This window comes from Ruegeria sp. HKCCA5839, from assembly GCF_013035585.1.
In the GTDB taxonomy this organism is placed as follows: Bacteria; Pseudomonadota; Alphaproteobacteria; order Rhodobacterales; family Rhodobacteraceae; genus Ruegeria.
Genome location: NZ_WQIE01000001.1, coordinates 1,020,574 through 1,034,518 on the forward strand (window position 1 = coordinate 1,020,574; position 13,945 = coordinate 1,034,518).

Here is a 13,945-nt window from a genome sequence, read left to right on the forward strand (position 1 = left end):
GTTTAAGCGGCCCTTACTGTCGAGCACAGACAGCGAGGGCCCATGACAAAAACCGAACTCTGGCGTTTGAGCGCCACCGAATTGGCAGCGCAAACGACGCGCGGTGATATCCGCGCCGAGGACGCCGTTCAAAGCGCGCTGGACCGGATGCAGCAGGTCAATCCCACGCTAAATGCCGTGGTCGAGGACCTGGGCGTCGAAGCCCTTCAACGCGCCCGCGACCTTGACCGAGCCCGCGACGCGGGCGCGCCGGTTGGTCCGCTGCATGGTGTGCCGGTGACCATAAAGATCAATGTCGACCAAAAAGGGCATGCCACCTCGAACGGGGTTGTTGCTCTGAAGGATGTGATCGCACCCGATGACGCTCCGGTCGTCAGCAATTTGCAAAAGGCAGGCGCGATTGTAATCGGGCGGACCAATACGCCTGAATTTTCTTTCCGTGCCGACACCGACAACCCGCTGCACGGGCGCACGCATAACCCCTGGGGCAAACATATTTCAGCAGGCGGGTCCTCGGGTGGTGCCGGAGCTGCGATCATGGCCGGGGTCGGTGCCCTGGCCCACGGCAATGACATAGGCGGCAGCCTGCGGTTTCCGGCGGCGGCCAACGGCGCGGTGACGGTCAAGCCCGGCCTGGGTCGTGTGCCCGCCTGGAACCCCAGTCAAACGGTAGAACGCGGGATGCTGGCGCAGTCCATGTCCGTCCAGGGCCTGCTGACACGCTCTGCCGCCGATTTGCACCTGTCCATGCCTAGCCTGATCGCAGCCGACCCGCGTGACCCGTTTCACGTACCCCTGCCCTGGCGCGGTGAGGCGATGGATGGCCCCACCAAGGTTGCGTTCACCAAGAACACCTTTGGCTATGCTCTGCATGATGAGGTCGACAAGGCGCTGGATACTGCGCGCGACGCCTTGGTGGACGCGGGATATGACGTTCACGAGGTTGAGCCGCCAGATGTGTTCGAATGTGGGCGTGCTGGGTATCGCGCCTTGATGGGTGAAGTCCTGACCCTGCTGAAATCCGACATTCAGGCGGCTGGGTCGCAAACCATTCGCGATATCTTTGACGTCTATTTTCAGGAGTTTTCGCCGATTGTAGAGACCGAGCTGTTGCAGATGATGGCGAAAAGATCCCACTACGCGCGGGAATGGTCCCTGTTTCTTCAAGACTACCCGCTGGTCCTGTCCCCGTTCCTGCCGCAACCCTTCTTTGGCCCCGACCGAGACACAGAAGGTGCCGAAGGCGTGCATGAGGTTCTGGGCTGCGCGGTCTATTCCTACTCGATGAACTTTCTGGGATTGCCCGCCGCCAGCGTTCCGTCGCGGCTCGCGATGCTGCCCAAGGGGCCACAGCCGATCAATGTTCAGATCGCCGCCCAGCGGTGGCGCGAAGACCTTGCGGTGGATGCAGCACAAGCCATCGAAGACCGTGTTGGGCAAATGGCTCCGATACTCTGGGAAAAGCTCGAGACAAGCTGAGTTCGCCCCAAACGAAATTGACCCCGGGTTATTGTGCCCGGGGTCCGCTTTCTAAAATAAACCCAGAGATCAAAAGACAAGCGTGGCACCACCCACACAAGCCCGCGCTAAAACTGCGCTAAGGATCTTTACACCGTTAGATGGCCACTCACTTCCACCTTGGCGTTTTCTCCGGGCAAGTTCACACTACCAAAAGGTGAAATCGCTGAATGTGAACTGGTTCACATAAGTCAAAATAAATCACCGACAGTTCCGCGCGAGAACGTTCTTCCTTGGTTGCCAGCGGTCATTGCAAAGGACCGAAGGTTTCTCCGTCACGCCAATATGAGTGAACAAGCCCGTCGATCTGACCACCCTGCCGAGCATGAAGATCGGTATCGGGGAAAACGCCCCCAAAATTTGCCTAGTCAGCGCGAACAACCCGGTCAAAGAGCTGCTGAAAAGACACCTTGGTTGCAGGATGTTCACCTCCTCCTTCACGGGCATTTCTGGTTAAGCTGCAATAGCCGTGCAGCAGCGACCAAATGGTGATTTCAAGTGTAAAGGGACTGGTGTCGATCTCGTGCAGTGGCGCGCAGCATTGTTCCAGAATTTCAAACGCGGCCCGCGATTTATCCGCAAGATCTAGATCACAGAAATCGATCTGGCCGGAATTGAACATCAGCTCATAAAGCGCTTCGTTCTCTTTAGAAAACGACTGGTATCCTTCGCAGATCGAATAAAGGCGGTCTCGATGTGCAGCGGGTGCAGAGTTCAAGTGTTCAAGCATTGTCGATGCGAAACGTTGATATCCGCGTGCGGCAATGGCGGTGAGCAGTCCTTCAACACCGTTGAAATGATGAGCAGGCGCCGCATGAGAAACCCCGGCGCGCGCTGCACATTTTCGGAGCGTCAATGCGCTCGCGCCACCGCTGTGTAGCAATTCTATTCCCGCATCGATCAGCCTTTCGCGCAGGCCTGCCTCACGTTGACCGTTTGTATCCTTACCCATTCAAAGAGGTTACGCTCGCCACTTGACACTGTCAAGTTTATGCAGCTAAACGTCGACTTGACACTGTCAAGGAGATTGCTGAAATGTCGCTGAGCACAGGTATTCAAAGGGGTTTATTTTGGGTCTTATCCCTCGCAGTCGCTGTCGTGTCCTACCGATTTATCCTGCTTGGTATGAAAGCCGGATTTCCGAATATGGACCACCAATTGGTGTCACCCAACTACGCGTTCTACCTGCATGTTATCTTCGCCCCTCTCGCGCTGGCGCTCGCACCGTTTCAACTCTCAGAATCCTTCCGCACCAAATCCCTGCGCCGCCATCGCCTTTTGGGCCGCATATACGTTGGTGCTGTCTTGCTAGCCGGATTAAGCGGTATCGTTATCGGCTTGAATGCTGCGTATGGGATCATTGCCCAAAGCGGCTTTATCGCCCTGGCTATTGTCTGGATCTTAGTGACAGTCAAAGCAGTCAGATTTGCAATGCAAAGGGAAATCGACCGGCACCGCCGCTACATGATCCGATCAATCGCGCTGACCTTCGCCGCTGTGACGTTGCGGGTTTGGCTTCCCGCACAACTGGTATTTGGCGTCCCTTTTGACGTGGCATATCAGGTTGTGGCCTGGTTCTGCTGGCTGCCCAACCTGATTATCGCAGAATACTTTGTGCGAAAGCTGAAAAGCGCAAACAGCAGCCATTGAGATCGCTTACCCTTAGCGCATGGTTCCAAAACGGGCTATTCAAACGCGCAGCACCAAACTGTTCAAGAAGAACCCGATACCAAGCGCACAAACGGTGTCTATTTGGCTTTTCATCTAAAAAAATGACTTACACGCAGATTTCTCGCCTGGCGCCACCGCCTTCCTGAAAAATCAGGTGAATTGTTCCGAGATTAGACGCTCTTCGAGCCCATGGCCGGGATCAAACAGGATTCGATGCCGGATCGAAGGCTCAGACCGGATCTCGACCCAATCGATATCGGGGCATGAGTTCGAATCGGCATCTGCCATCACCGGGCGCTTGGCGGCATCCAAGACGTCGAACCGTACTTTGGCGGTGTTTGGCAGCAAAGCACCGCGCCACCGACGCGGGCGGAAGGCCGCGATAGCTGTCAGCGCCAATACGTCAGAGCCAATCGGCAGAATTGGCCCGTGGGCGGAATAGTTATAGGCGGTCGAGCCTGCGGGCGTTGACAACAGCGCACCATCACAAACCAACTCGGGCAGACGCTCGCGCCCGTCCACCGTGATCTTCAACCGCGCGGCCTGCGGCCCTGCCCGCAGCAACGAGACCTCGTTGATCGCCAAAGCCTCATGCAGTTGGCCGGATTGGTCCATCGCTTTCATATGCAACGGGTTGATGACCTCTTCCTCGGCCTCGGCAAGCCGGGCCATCAGGTCAGTTTCCGCATACTCGTTCATCAGAAATCCGATTGTGCCGCGGTTCATCCCATAAACAGGTACATCCAGATGCTGGGTGCTGTGCAGCGTCCTGAGCATGAAACCGTCGCCACCCAGTGCGACCACCACATCCGCATCGCGGGGCGCTGCGTTCCCGTGGCGTTTGACCAGCACTTCGCGCGCGGATTGGGCGACATCGATGTCACTGGCCAGAAAAGCGATTCGTTTGGTCATCTTGGGTGGTTTCCAGTGCTGCACATTTGGTTCCGAAACAAACACACCTTTCCGCATTAGGCCAGCATTGACGCCCTCACAGGCCAATAAGTCGCTTTACAGGCTTTTTCCCCCGGACTGTTTCCTATAGGAAATCCGCCAAAGACTCACCTCAGCCATGTGGAGCCCTTATGAACGCCAACCTTCGTGACACCGGTTTCTTTACCCAGTCTCTTGCCGACCGTGACCCCGAGATCTTTGGCTCGATCACATCCGAACTTGGCCGCCAGCGCGACGAGATCGAGCTGATTGCGTCCGAAAACATCGTCTCTGCCGCCGTGATGGAGGCACAGGGCTCGGTGATGACTAACAAATATGCCGAAGGCTATCCCGGTCGTCGCTATTATGGCGGGTGCCAGTTTGTGGATGTCGCCGAGAACCTGGCCATTGATCGCGCCAAGCAGCTGTTTGGCTGCGAATTTGCGAATGTGCAGCCGAATTCGGGCTCACAGGCCAACCAGGGTGTGTTTCAGGCACTGATCCAGCCCGGTGATACCATTCTGGGTATGAGCCTGGACGCCGGTGGTCACCTGACCCACGGCGCACGCCCGAACCAGTCGGGCAAGTGGTTCAACGCGGTGCAATATGGTGTGCGCCAGCAGGACAACATGCTGGATTATGATCAGGTCGAAGAGCTGGCGAAAGAGCATCAGCCCAAACTGATCATCGCGGGCGGCTCGGCCATTCCGCGTCAGATCGACTTTGCCCGTATGCGCGAGATCGCCGATATGGTCGGTGCCTATCTGCATGTGGACATGGCCCATTTCGCCGGTCTAGTCGCGGCGGGCGAGCATCCCAGCCCCTTCCCGCATGCCCATGTGGCCACCACCACCACACATAAAACCCTGCGCGGTCCGCGCGGCGGCATGATCCTGACCAATGATGCCGACATCGCCAAGAAAGTGAACTCGGCGATTTTCCCTGGTATTCAGGGCGGGCCGCTGATGCATGTGATTGCGGGCAAGGCCGTTGCCTTTGGTGAGGCGCTGCGGCCCGAGTTCAAAACCTATATCCAGCAGGTTGTCGCCAACGCGCAAGCGCTGTCGGATCAGTTGATCAAAGGCGGTCTGGACACCGTGACGCACGGAACCGATACCCATGTGGTGCTGGTTGATCTGCGCCCCAAAGGCGTCAAGGGCAACGCGACCGAGAAGGCGCTGGGCCGGGCGCATATCACCTGCAACAAGAACGGTGTGCCGTTTGACCCGGAAAAGCCAACCGTCACTTCGGGCATTCGTCTGGGCTCGCCCGCTGGCACCACCCGCGGCTTTGGCGAGATCGAGTTCCGCCAGATCGCCGACTGGATCATCGAAGTGGTCGACGGGCTGGCTGCCAACGGTGAAGAAGGCAACGGCGCGGTCGAAGCGGAAGTGAAGGCCAAAGTTGCAGAGCTTTGCGCCCGCTTCCCGATCTACCCAAACCTGTAAACGGTAAAGAACGGCGCGAATTCGGCGCCGTTCTTGTCCACAAGGCTCCCGCCCCTTTTGCGCGCATCAAAGATGCGCTGAAAGCGTTGGGCCAAGCGCCACGCCCTGCGGCGTGGCGCGGCTGCGATCAGATCTCGGCGTCTGTTTCCTTCAGAGCATCCTCAAGCAACTTTTCGTTGCGCACCTCTTCGATCCGGTTGATGCGATCTTCGGCAGAGCGGCTGTCGAAGCGGTATTTCACCACGTTGATCAGGCTGAGGGTCAGCAGCACGACGCCCATGCCCCAATAGCCTTTGGTCGAAAGCGGCACGTCGGTTGACAGATACAGCGAGATTGCAAGCAACAGATAGGCCAAGGCCACGCCGGCACCGTTCAGCATCAGGATCAGGTTGTTTTCGTTACGATTGGTCATTTCAAGTCTCCTTGTTCAATATCTATCGTCTTTGGGTCAGGGTTTTGGCGATGCTTTGAGACGGCTGAGCACATCCGCGGCGGTGCTGCGGGTTTTGGGGCCATAGCCCGCCTCTTCCATCCGTTGCCCGATGTCACGGTGATCCAGCCCCCGGTCGATGTCTTGCAGGATTTCGGACTGCTCGAACGGGTCATCCTTGTTCATCACGCGAGTGATCAACGCCTCGGCTTCGTCAATCGGGCTGTCGCCACCCAGATGCCGATTCAGGCGCTTTTGCAAACTCTGTTCACGACGCACCGCCCGGGCGGAAATAGCGCCTTGCTTCAGATCCAGAATCCGACGGTTTGCGGCTTGTATAGATTGGCGCAATTGCAGAATGCGCCCGTCCAGCCGATCAACTGTCTGACGCCGCAGCACCAATTCGTTTTCAAGATCCGCCACCGCTTGCGCCGCCGTCTTCGCCATGTCCTGACGACCATCGGCCAGGGCAGCCCCTGCCCGTTCCATCAACTCGTCAATCCGGGTTTGCAGCGTTTCGATCTGGCGGGTCTCGCCGCGCTGACGCTGAATCAGGCTGGCCAAGGTCAATTTGGCTGCTTTCAGATTTTGCTCTGCTTCGCGAATTTTCTGGTCAATCAACTCGATCGAGTAGGCATCGCGCAATTGCTCTTCGGCCCGCGCATTGGCGCCACCGATCAAGCTCTTTAACGTTCCAAACATGTGATCCTCCGCATGAACGTTGTTCACAAAACGGATATAGTAAGATCGTGAACGTCGTTCAATAATTTTTTGAACGACGTTCGGAAAACTATTTGTTTCCAATTCGTGAGAGAACCTGAGCGATCATGCGCTCGATCTGTTCCGGAGGCACACCGGATATGCGGTTTTCGAGACCCAGCGTGACGATGCCATGGACCGACGAGAACAGCGCGCGGGTCATCAGATCCATCTCGGCCCGGTCGAGATCGGGAAACAGTTCACGCGCCGGTTCAGCGATATAGGCAAAGAGGCCTTTGAGTGCTTCGCGATACCAATCGGGAACATTGCTATCATCGGCCATTTGCAGGTCAAACAAGGCCCGCCACAGGTTTGTGTGCGCATTGGCGAAATGCAGATAAGCCGTGCTCATGACGATCAACCGCTCAACCGGGGATTCCGTGCCGTCGAAGGATGCGCCTACCGCCTGTTCCAGACGCAGGAATGTGCGCCCATTGACCGCCATGGCAATCGCCGTCAGGTCTTCATAAGCATTGTAGATTGCGCCCACAGCGCAGCCTGCATCCTTGGCTAGATCACGCGCGCGCAGTTCCGACAAACCATCCCGGGCGATCCGAATCTCGGCCGCTTCAACCAGCTTTTCGCGCAATTGTTGGCGCCGGATCTGAGTTTTTGTGGTCATCGTATCCCCAAAAAGGTGAACTGTGTTCATCCCCTTGCGGATAAGCCAAAAGACCTATTCAGATCAAGCCGCGCCAGTACAGAACGATCAGGGCCAGAACAGTCAGGGCGATCAGGTTGAAGGACAACGAGCCCAAGAGCCCAAGAAACCACCCCCATCGGCGATCGGCCAAATCTATGGCGCGCAGATGGGATTGTACCTCATCCGCGGCGCGTGCCAGCCGCTTTGTATCCAGCACCAGTCGCAGCTTGGGGTGATCCGCCAGAGGTTCGGCCCGGGCCAGTACCATCGCCTCTTTATAGACCCTGCGCGGCAGCCGACGTTTGGCGCGTTTGACCGAAGCGGCAAGGGTTTTGTCGCGCACGCCCAACTTGCCGCGCAACAGTTCAATTGTCTCGGCGATCTGGCTCTGAAAATCGGTATTCTGCTGCATGGCCCCTCCTGCGGCGGCACCCTAACCGGTGCGTTTGCTGGCGACAATGGGGGTGGCTGTTTCCGGCGGCGAAAGGTATCACCCGGGATATGCTGAACACCATTGTCCACGGTACCCCCACCGACCGCCCCACCCTTGTGATTGCCCATGGCCTGTACGGGTCGGCGCGGAACTGGGGCGTCATTGCCCGCCGGTTGTCGGATGAACGCCAAGTTGTGGCTGTTGATATGCGCAACCACGCACACAGCAAATGGGATCCCCATCACGGCTATCCAGATCTGGCGCGTGATCTGGCCGAGGTCATCAACGACCTGGGCGCGCCAGTTGACCTGCTGGGGCATTCGATGGGCGGGAAAGCGGCGATGGCTGTGGCGCTGGAATACGGGAATCTACTGCGCAAATTGGTGGTCGCGGATATCGCCCCGGTGCGGTACACGCACAGCCAGATCCAGTTTATCGAGGCCATGCGTGCGGTTGACCTGTCCCGGGTCGAGCGGCGCTCGGACGCGGAACAGCAACTGGCCGATCTGGGGGTCGAGAAAGCTTTACAGAGCTTTTTCACGCAATCACTGGATGTGAAAGAGAAACGGTGGCTGCTGAACCTCGACGGGCTCGCCGACGCGATGCCTGACATCATGGGATTTCCAACCTACACATCCAACTGGCCGGGTCCGGCCCTGTTCTTGTCGGGTGGCGCATCGGACTATGTTCTGCCGCAACATCGTGACACGATCCGCACTCTGTTCCCCGGTGCAAAATTTGCCAAGATCCCCGGTGCCGGGCATTGGTTGCACGCCGAAAAACCACGAGAGTTCGAGGCCGCAGTCCGGGCTTTTCTGAACGCCTGATCAGGCTTGCGACGTATAAAGCCGCCTGGCCACGAACCAAGCTGCGGGCAGCGCCAACAGACCCCCGACCAGAGCAGCGGATATGATAGCGACCGTGGTGACAAAGCCCGCCGACAGCACAGCGATCACGGCGCTTCCGGCGAAAGCGGTTGCGATCAAAGAATAAAGCACAGAGGCGAGTCGAAACATGGGCTGCGAACCTTCCACTTGGAGTCCCAATTCCCATATCGCTCTTGTGCAAAGACTTCCCTGATCTGCGTCAAGATCAGGCCTATTCCGGGCCCACCACAGCGCCACCAGCATTGATCCAGTCAGACAGGCCGCCCAGATTATAGACCTCGGGATACCCCATATCTTTCAGCAGCTTCCCGGCCAAAGCTGCACGACCGCCCGAGGCGCAATGCAGCACGATGGCGCGATCTTTGCGCAGCTCCGGGTCATGCGATGGAACCGCGTCATCAGCGCGAAACTCAAGCATCCCGCGTGGAATATGATGTGCCCCCTTAGCGCGGCCGGTGCGTTCCAGTTCGGTCCCGTCGCGCACATCCAAAAGCAGAGCCCCTTGCCCCATCAACGCCTGCGCGCGCGCGGTATCAATACGCTCTACAACCGCGTTTGCGGCTTCCATCATGTCTTTGACTGTCAACGGCATCTCATCCTCCGGCCTGAGTGTTCCGAACCTTATATAGGGAATGCAGAATGTATGATAACCCGCTTGTTGTGCGAATTCCTAGCTTTCCTGCCGTTTTCCAATTGGCAGAGGAAAGTTTCTGGTGCGGGCGGTGCGCATACAATTCCTATATCGAGGTATACCGTGGATAGCCCAAACTTCCTAAAACTCCCTAAATTTTTTACTTTTTGTACCCCATTCTATTCCATTCTGCCCCACTATACCCCACATATAGGGGTGGACAATAAGGTGGATAGATATTGGCACAACCCAAACACAAGCTGACAAGCGCAGAACTCAAAGCGAAGGCCCCCGGCAAGTATTCCGATGGCGGAGGCCTTTGGTTTCACAAACGCAACGATGGCGGTGCGCAATGGTTCCTACGCTACACGATATTCGGTCGTCGGCATGAAATGGGTTTGGGCAGCTTCCCTGATGTGACGCTGAAAGCTGCGCGCAACGAAGCCGAAAAATGGCGCGCTGTCGTGCGCGACGGAAAAGACGCCATTAAGGAACGTGAACGCCAGCGCCGCGAAGCCGAAAGCAACATGCACGTTTTGCGCGATGTTGCGCTAGACGCGTTCGAAAGCCGCAAGGCGGAACTGAAAGGATATGGCAAGGCCGGGCGATGGTTCAGCCCATTGGAACTGCACGTCCTGCCCAAATTGGGCAAGATGCCCGTTTCTCAGATCGACCAACGCGATATTCGCGACACCCTCGCCCCTCTATGGCACAGCAAAGCTTCAACCGCACAAAAAGCGATGGATCGACTGCGCATTGTCATGCGCCATGCAGCGGCACTTGGATTGGATGTGGATCTACAGGCCACTGACAAAGCCAAAGCGCTATTGGGCAAGCAACGGCATACGGTCAAAAACATCCCGGCGCTCAATTGGCGCGACGTGCCAGCATTTTATCAATCGCTTGAGGGCGGCAGCACAACCGAACTGGCGCTGCGGCTTCTTATCCTAACGGTGGTTCGCAGCTATCCCCTGCGCAACTTGCGCCTTGACCAGATCGACGACGATATCTGGACCATCCCGGCAGAGGCGATGAAAGGTCGCGTGGGGGCCACCAGCGAGTTCCGGGTGCCTTTGTCGAAAGAAGCTCAAGCGGTTATTGCTGAGGCCACACCGTTCGCCCGTGACGGCTTTCTTTTTCCCGGCATGCGCAAAGGCGTGATTTCCGACATGACAATGAGCAACTTCATGAAGCGGCGCGGTATGGTCGAGCGCCCACACGGTTTTCGATCCAGTTTCCGCGATTGGGTGGCAGAGACGACAAACACGCCTCATGACGTAGCAGAAACGGCGCTAGGACACACGGTTGGCGGCAAGGTGGAGCGCAGCTATCGACGTACGGATTTTCTGGAAAAACGTCGAGCGTTGATGGAGCGGTGGGCCAGTTTTATCAGTAAATCAGGCCGGCAGTTTAAGGTTATTAATTTATGAAGCAAACGTGGTTGATGCCTTTCGCCGCCGAATGGCAGGAAACGAAGCCGTCATTGTACTTTTCAGAAGAAACGCGCTTGCCGATGGCACTGGCCTTCGCGGTCAACGTTATCGGTAGATGGGTTCACAAAGGGGAGGTTTACATCCCGTTCCTAGATGCGCCTGTGATGGAAACATACAAGCACATCAAACCCGTCTATCAATACGTGGGATATGCTGAGAGGGACGCAGAACTAGTTGGCTATTTCACCGCAGATATTTCTGTCGAGGATTGGCGACGGCTTTTTTCGGCAAGCCCACAGGCCGCCAAACAAATCCGCTATATGTTAGGAATAAACTTGCAGTTGGGTTACGCGATGCCCAAAGCCGCTCGGTCATTTGCTGCCGAGCTTGCCAACGGACTCGAAGACCCCAAACGCGAAAGAAAAAAGAAAACGCTGACCCATCGCGATACCCTACTTTCTGGAGTAGCAAAGAAGGTATCCGCAGCTTTCGGTATGCACCTCGGCGCTACGAAATCTCGACTACAGCAAGAACCTCCTCCGGAATGCGGAGCTGTTGTAGCCGCTGCTGCAATGTTCGGACATGGGCTAATAGTGAACTATGTGAATGCGGATAGGATTTGCAGAAACGCTTCCTTACCTGTTGAAACTATTTCAGAAAATTATGCACTCCGAACATACGACTTGATTGAATCGCCAATCAGACTGAACGCACTTGCGCCAACTCCGCCAGATGAGTATCGCGCCGATCCATACAAAGTTTATGGCGAGCAATTTGAGAAAGCAGCAGAACACTTGGGTATAGCGTTACCCACTTTTTACACGTCGCAATAGCGTGTCGATGGGAAGCGTACATTACCTTAAGTTTGCTTCATGGAGCACCGGCAAATACGCCGCTGCACAATAAGGCGAAGCAAATGCGCTATCTTACATTTAGCGACCTACAGGCAAAACTTGGCGGTAGAGGCCGCACGACAATTTACCGTGACGTGGAGTCGGGCCGCTTGCCCAAGCCCTTGAAAATCGGCGGACGCCTGTATTGGGCAGAAGCTGATATCGACGCCGCAATCGCGGCACATGTGGGATAAGACCCGCTCAACCCTCTGCGCGGACGCAGGGCAAGTTGAGCGGGAATATACCGTGGAAAGTATACCTCTCTCATACGCCCAGCGCCTTCGCAGTTCAACTCCGGAGGCCATCATGGCTGACAAAGAAGAAAACTGGGGCACTGCCCTATTCACCATACACAATCAAATCGATGGGACGCGAGAAATCGCAGTGTTAGGCCGCGACCGATGGGCGCTTGAAGCGCTTATCGCGGCCGGTCCCAAGGGATGCACCCCTATCGACACTCCCGGCCCACGTTGGAGCGGATACGTCCACAATCTACGAAATCTGGGAGTGCCCATAGAGACCCTCACAGAGCCACATGACGGTCCGTTCGCAGGCACTCATGCCCGATACGTCCTGCGGGCCTCAGTGACGCGTTCAGAGGGGCGTGCGGCATGAAAGCAAGGGAAAACAAAACCTCAACTCCGCGCGACTTGTTCGAGCGCAAAATCCACCACCAATTCGGCCTGAGCGGCGCGGTTCTGCGCAGCATCAGCGAATTGCGCTATCCGGGTAAGTCCTGATGGCTGGTGCCCGATACAGGAAAGGAAAAAAGGGGGCTGGGCGTCACGTCCAGCTTCCCGAGTACCTGCAAGCGTCTCAAGCTTGGGCCAGCCTCAAACCCGGCCCCCGCGCCCTCTATATCGAACTGAAACGGCGGTTCAACGGATCGAACAACGGCAATATCATTCTCAGCCATCGGGACGCGGCAAAAGCCATCAACGTGAGCCGCAACACGGTCGGTGCATACTTTGACGAGCTTCAAGCGCGTGGCCTGATAGCGATGACCCGCGCCCCCTTTCTCGGCCCGGCAGGGGTGGGACAGGCGAGTCTATGGGCGTTGCAAGAGATGCCCACTGCCGATGGCAAGCCAGCCCAAAGGGGCTTTCTAAAGTGGAGGGAAAATGAAAACCCCCGCACAAAAACCGTGCTTGCCCATCCCAATGACTGTGACACCGATGCACAACGGGACAACGCCACATGCGTGACTGTCCTAAATTTTGGGACGTGAGGGCGAAATCTCCCAGTGTCTCCGATGCACAAAAACCATGACACATATACATCTAGCCATAGGCGGTAGAAAATCCGCGCTAGTAGTTGGAGTAGATCAATACCACAAAAATATCGTGGACTTTGAAAGGTCTGGAGGTACTGAGTTGGGCCAAGCCATGAGGAGAACAATGAGTGAACTCATGCTTCGCAATCAATCAAAATTCGCTTATGATTTCGACAAAATCTGGGGGCGAAAATGGGCGGCATTGGAAGCGGAAGACTCTGGCAATGGAGCGTTAAGAGCACCGTTGAGGATTATCGCAGCATTGATGTACGGCGTTGGGCGCGCGCGGGCCTAATAACGCCCGGCAATCGCTTTGGGTGGCAATGGTCTATCGACGGCGAAAAGGTTGCCAGTATCCAGGTGCAGACATCGCACGGACAAGTCAGGCTCATCTATCGTAGCCGAGACTATGGCGACGAATGGGAAAGCCACGACTATCCTGTCCGCTTGCTTTCTCAGCGATGTCACTACGGCGGCTACCGAGAGTGGTTCGCCTGCCCGGCGCGCGGATGTGGGCGACGGGTGGCAAAGCTCTATGGTGGACGGATATTCGCATGCAGGCATTGCCATCAGCTTGCCTATTCATCTCAGCGTGAGGCCGATTTTCAGCGCGTCCAACGGCGGGCAGACAAAATTCGAGAGCGCCTAGGCTGGGCGGATGACCTGGACCAGATGGAAGGCATCAAGCCCAAGGGTATGCATTGGCGGACTTATCACCGGCTAGTGGAAGAAATGGACGATGCGGAATACCGCAGCAACATTGGCTGGGCTAACTTTATCTCCCAGAGGTTTTGAAGCCTGCATAGCCCATAACTGCGCTCATTGTGTTTTTGCATGCAGGCATCTGAATGGAACGGAAGGATCGAAGATTGGCTGTCGTTCAGAAGTTTTTGGCAAAACGCCCAAACCTCTTTCTGCCGGATTGACTTAAGTTTCCCTCAGAGCACATCCCACTTGAGCGTGTTTGCGAATATGAATTTTGGGATTTCAACCAAA

19 protein-coding genes are annotated in these 13,945 nt (G+C 56.4%); 11 read left to right on the plus strand and 8 right to left on the minus strand.

Annotated features, from left to right (window positions below):
* The first annotated feature begins 42 nt into the window (after nt 1-42).
* Nucleotides 43-1,479, plus strand: coding sequence for an amidase family protein (locus GOV38_RS05000; RefSeq protein ID WP_171207829.1), 1,437 nt, complete (start codon nt 43-45; stop codon nt 1,477-1,479).
* A 403-nt stretch (nt 1,480-1,882) separates the two neighbouring features.
* On the opposite strand, the gene GOV38_RS05005 is transcribed toward GOV38_RS05000, so the two are convergent.
* A complete protein-coding gene (locus GOV38_RS05005; protein WP_171207830.1) occupies nt 1,883-2,470 on the minus strand; it encodes a TetR/AcrR family transcriptional regulator in 588 nt (195 codons plus the stop codon).
* A gap of 194 nt (nt 2,471-2,664) precedes the next feature.
* On the opposite strand from GOV38_RS05005, the gene GOV38_RS05010 reads away from it, so the two are divergent.
* Entirely contained in the window at nt 2,665-3,168 is a 504-nt protein-coding gene (locus GOV38_RS05010; RefSeq protein ID WP_171207831.1) for a DUF2306 domain-containing protein, read from the plus strand.
* A 171-nt stretch (nt 3,169-3,339) separates the two neighbouring features.
* On the opposite strand, the gene GOV38_RS05015 is transcribed toward GOV38_RS05010, so the two are convergent.
* Nucleotides 3,340-4,101, minus strand: coding sequence for an NAD kinase (locus tag GOV38_RS05015; protein WP_171128681.1), 762 nt, complete (start codon nt 4,099-4,101; stop codon nt 3,340-3,342).
* 170 nt (nt 4,102-4,271) lie between these two features.
* On the opposite strand from GOV38_RS05015, the gene glyA reads away from it, so the two are divergent.
* Entirely contained in the window at nt 4,272-5,567 is a 1,296-nt protein-coding gene (gene glyA / locus GOV38_RS05020; protein WP_171102316.1) for a serine hydroxymethyltransferase, read from the plus strand.
* A 127-nt stretch (nt 5,568-5,694) separates the two neighbouring features.
* On the opposite strand, the gene GOV38_RS05025 is transcribed toward glyA, so the two are convergent.
* The 4 genes from GOV38_RS05025 to GOV38_RS05040 form a co-directional block, all read right to left on the minus strand.
* Nucleotides 5,695-5,979 carry a hypothetical protein gene (locus GOV38_RS05025; protein WP_171207832.1) on the minus strand — a complete coding sequence of 95 codons (285 nt, stop codon included), beginning with the start codon at nt 5,977-5,979 and terminating at the stop codon, nt 5,695-5,697.
* A gap of 36 nt (nt 5,980-6,015) precedes the next feature.
* Nucleotides 6,016-6,699, minus strand: a complete 684-nt coding sequence (locus GOV38_RS05030; protein ID WP_171207833.1) for a PspA/IM30 family protein — start codon at nt 6,697-6,699, stop codon at nt 6,016-6,018.
* Nucleotides 6,700-6,787: 88 nt separating this feature from the next.
* The gene (locus GOV38_RS05035; RefSeq protein ID WP_171102319.1) at nt 6,788-7,378 is read right to left on the minus strand and encodes a TetR/AcrR family transcriptional regulator; all 591 of its coding nucleotides are present in this window, start codon (nt 7,376-7,378) and stop codon (nt 6,788-6,790) included.
* 58 nt (nt 7,379-7,436) lie between these two features.
* Nucleotides 7,437-7,811, minus strand: coding sequence for a hypothetical protein (locus tag GOV38_RS05040; RefSeq protein WP_171207834.1), 375 nt, complete (start codon nt 7,809-7,811; stop codon nt 7,437-7,439).
* An 89-nt stretch (nt 7,812-7,900) separates the two neighbouring features.
* Between GOV38_RS05040 and GOV38_RS05045 the strand changes: the two genes are divergently transcribed.
* A complete protein-coding gene (locus tag GOV38_RS05045) occupies nt 7,901-8,659 on the plus strand; it encodes an alpha/beta fold hydrolase (protein WP_171102321.1) in 759 nt (252 codons plus the stop codon).
* On the opposite strand, the gene GOV38_RS05050 is transcribed toward GOV38_RS05045, so the two are convergent.
* Together GOV38_RS05050 and GOV38_RS05055 are read right to left on the minus strand one after the other, a co-directional pair.
* Nucleotides 8,660-8,848 carry a hypothetical protein gene (locus tag GOV38_RS05050; RefSeq protein ID WP_171128669.1) on the minus strand — a complete coding sequence of 63 codons (189 nt, stop codon included), beginning with the start codon at nt 8,846-8,848 and terminating at the stop codon, nt 8,660-8,662.
* An 82-nt stretch (nt 8,849-8,930) separates the two neighbouring features.
* Nucleotides 8,931-9,311 carry a rhodanese-like domain-containing protein gene (locus tag GOV38_RS05055; RefSeq protein ID WP_171207835.1) on the minus strand — a complete coding sequence of 127 codons (381 nt, stop codon included), beginning with the start codon at nt 9,309-9,311 and terminating at the stop codon, nt 8,931-8,933.
* Between the two features lie 278 nt (nt 9,312-9,589).
* On the opposite strand from GOV38_RS05055, the gene GOV38_RS05060 reads away from it, so the two are divergent.
* From GOV38_RS05060 to GOV38_RS05085, 7 genes are all read left to right on the plus strand, one after another.
* Nucleotides 9,590-10,780: a site-specific integrase gene (locus tag GOV38_RS05060; RefSeq protein ID WP_171207836.1), complete on the plus strand. Its 1,191-nt coding sequence runs from the start codon at nt 9,590-9,592 to the stop codon at nt 10,778-10,780.
* Entirely contained in the window at nt 10,777-11,616 is an 840-nt protein-coding gene (locus GOV38_RS05065) for a hypothetical protein (RefSeq protein ID WP_171207837.1), read from the plus strand. The genes GOV38_RS05060 and GOV38_RS05065 overlap by 4 nt, the downstream gene beginning before the upstream one ends.
* A gap of 83 nt (nt 11,617-11,699) precedes the next feature.
* Nucleotides 11,700-11,870 carry an AlpA family transcriptional regulator gene (locus tag GOV38_RS05070; protein ID WP_171207838.1) on the plus strand — a complete coding sequence of 57 codons (171 nt, stop codon included), beginning with the start codon at nt 11,700-11,702 and terminating at the stop codon, nt 11,868-11,870.
* A gap of 112 nt (nt 11,871-11,982) precedes the next feature.
* Nucleotides 11,983-12,291: a hypothetical protein gene (locus GOV38_RS05075; RefSeq protein WP_171207839.1), complete on the plus strand. Its 309-nt coding sequence runs from the start codon at nt 11,983-11,985 to the stop codon at nt 12,289-12,291.
* Entirely contained in the window at nt 12,288-12,416 is a 129-nt protein-coding gene (locus GOV38_RS22455) for a hypothetical protein (protein WP_256368633.1), read from the plus strand. Before GOV38_RS05075 ends, GOV38_RS22455 begins: the two co-directional genes overlap by 4 nt.
* A complete protein-coding gene (locus GOV38_RS05080) occupies nt 12,416-12,904 on the plus strand; it encodes a hypothetical protein (RefSeq protein ID WP_171207840.1) in 489 nt (162 codons plus the stop codon). Before GOV38_RS22455 ends, GOV38_RS05080 begins: the two co-directional genes overlap by 1 nt.
* Before the next feature lie 237 nt (nt 12,905-13,141).
* A complete protein-coding gene (locus GOV38_RS05085) occupies nt 13,142-13,744 on the plus strand; it encodes a hypothetical protein (protein WP_171207841.1) in 603 nt (200 codons plus the stop codon).
* Nucleotides 13,745-13,945: the final 201 nt, after the last annotated feature.

Bases quoted from the DNA above. Each gene is read 5' to 3' on its own strand.
- GOV38_RS05000 (WP_171207829.1), top strand. From the start codon at position 43: ATGACAAAAACCGAACTCTGGCGTTTGAGCGCCACCGAATTGGCAGCG.
- GOV38_RS05005 (WP_171207830.1), bottom strand. From the start codon at position 2,470: ATGGGTAAGGATACAAACGGTCAACGTGAGGCAGGCCTGCGCGAAAGG.
- GOV38_RS05010 (WP_171207831.1), top strand. From the start codon at position 2,665: ATGGACCACCAATTGGTGTCACCCAACTACGCGTTCTACCTGCATGTT.
- GOV38_RS05015 (WP_171128681.1), bottom strand. From the start codon at position 4,101: ATGACCAAACGAATCGCTTTTCTGGCCAGTGACATCGATGTCGCCCAA.
- glyA (WP_171102316.1), top strand. From the start codon at position 4,272: ATGAACGCCAACCTTCGTGACACCGGTTTCTTTACCCAGTCTCTTGCC.
- GOV38_RS05025 (WP_171207832.1), bottom strand. From the start codon at position 5,979: ATGACCAATCGTAACGAAAACAACCTGATCCTGATGCTGAACGGTGCC.
- GOV38_RS05030 (WP_171207833.1), bottom strand. From the start codon at position 6,699: ATGTTTGGAACGTTAAAGAGCTTGATCGGTGGCGCCAATGCGCGGGCC.
- GOV38_RS05035 (WP_171102319.1), bottom strand. From the start codon at position 7,378: ATGACCACAAAAACTCAGATCCGGCGCCAACAATTGCGCGAAAAGCTG.
- GOV38_RS05040 (WP_171207834.1), bottom strand. From the start codon at position 7,811: ATGCAGCAGAATACCGATTTTCAGAGCCAGATCGCCGAGACAATTGAA.
- GOV38_RS05045 (WP_171102321.1), top strand. From the start codon at position 7,901: ATGCTGAACACCATTGTCCACGGTACCCCCACCGACCGCCCCACCCTT.
- GOV38_RS05050 (WP_171128669.1), bottom strand. From the start codon at position 8,848: ATGTTTCGACTCGCCTCTGTGCTTTATTCTTTGATCGCAACCGCTTTC.
- GOV38_RS05055 (WP_171207835.1), bottom strand. From the start codon at position 9,311: ATGCCGTTGACAGTCAAAGACATGATGGAAGCCGCAAACGCGGTTGTA.
- GOV38_RS05065 (WP_171207837.1), top strand. From the start codon at position 10,777: ATGAAGCAAACGTGGTTGATGCCTTTCGCCGCCGAATGGCAGGAAACG.
- GOV38_RS05070 (WP_171207838.1), top strand. From the start codon at position 11,700: ATGCGCTATCTTACATTTAGCGACCTACAGGCAAAACTTGGCGGTAGA.
- GOV38_RS05075 (WP_171207839.1), top strand. From the start codon at position 11,983: ATGGCTGACAAAGAAGAAAACTGGGGCACTGCCCTATTCACCATACAC.
- GOV38_RS22455 (WP_256368633.1), top strand. From the start codon at position 12,288: ATGAAAGCAAGGGAAAACAAAACCTCAACTCCGCGCGACTTGTTCGAG.
- GOV38_RS05080 (WP_171207840.1), top strand. From the start codon at position 12,416: ATGGCTGGTGCCCGATACAGGAAAGGAAAAAAGGGGGCTGGGCGTCAC.
- GOV38_RS05085 (WP_171207841.1), top strand. From the start codon at position 13,142: ATGGGCGGCATTGGAAGCGGAAGACTCTGGCAATGGAGCGTTAAGAGC.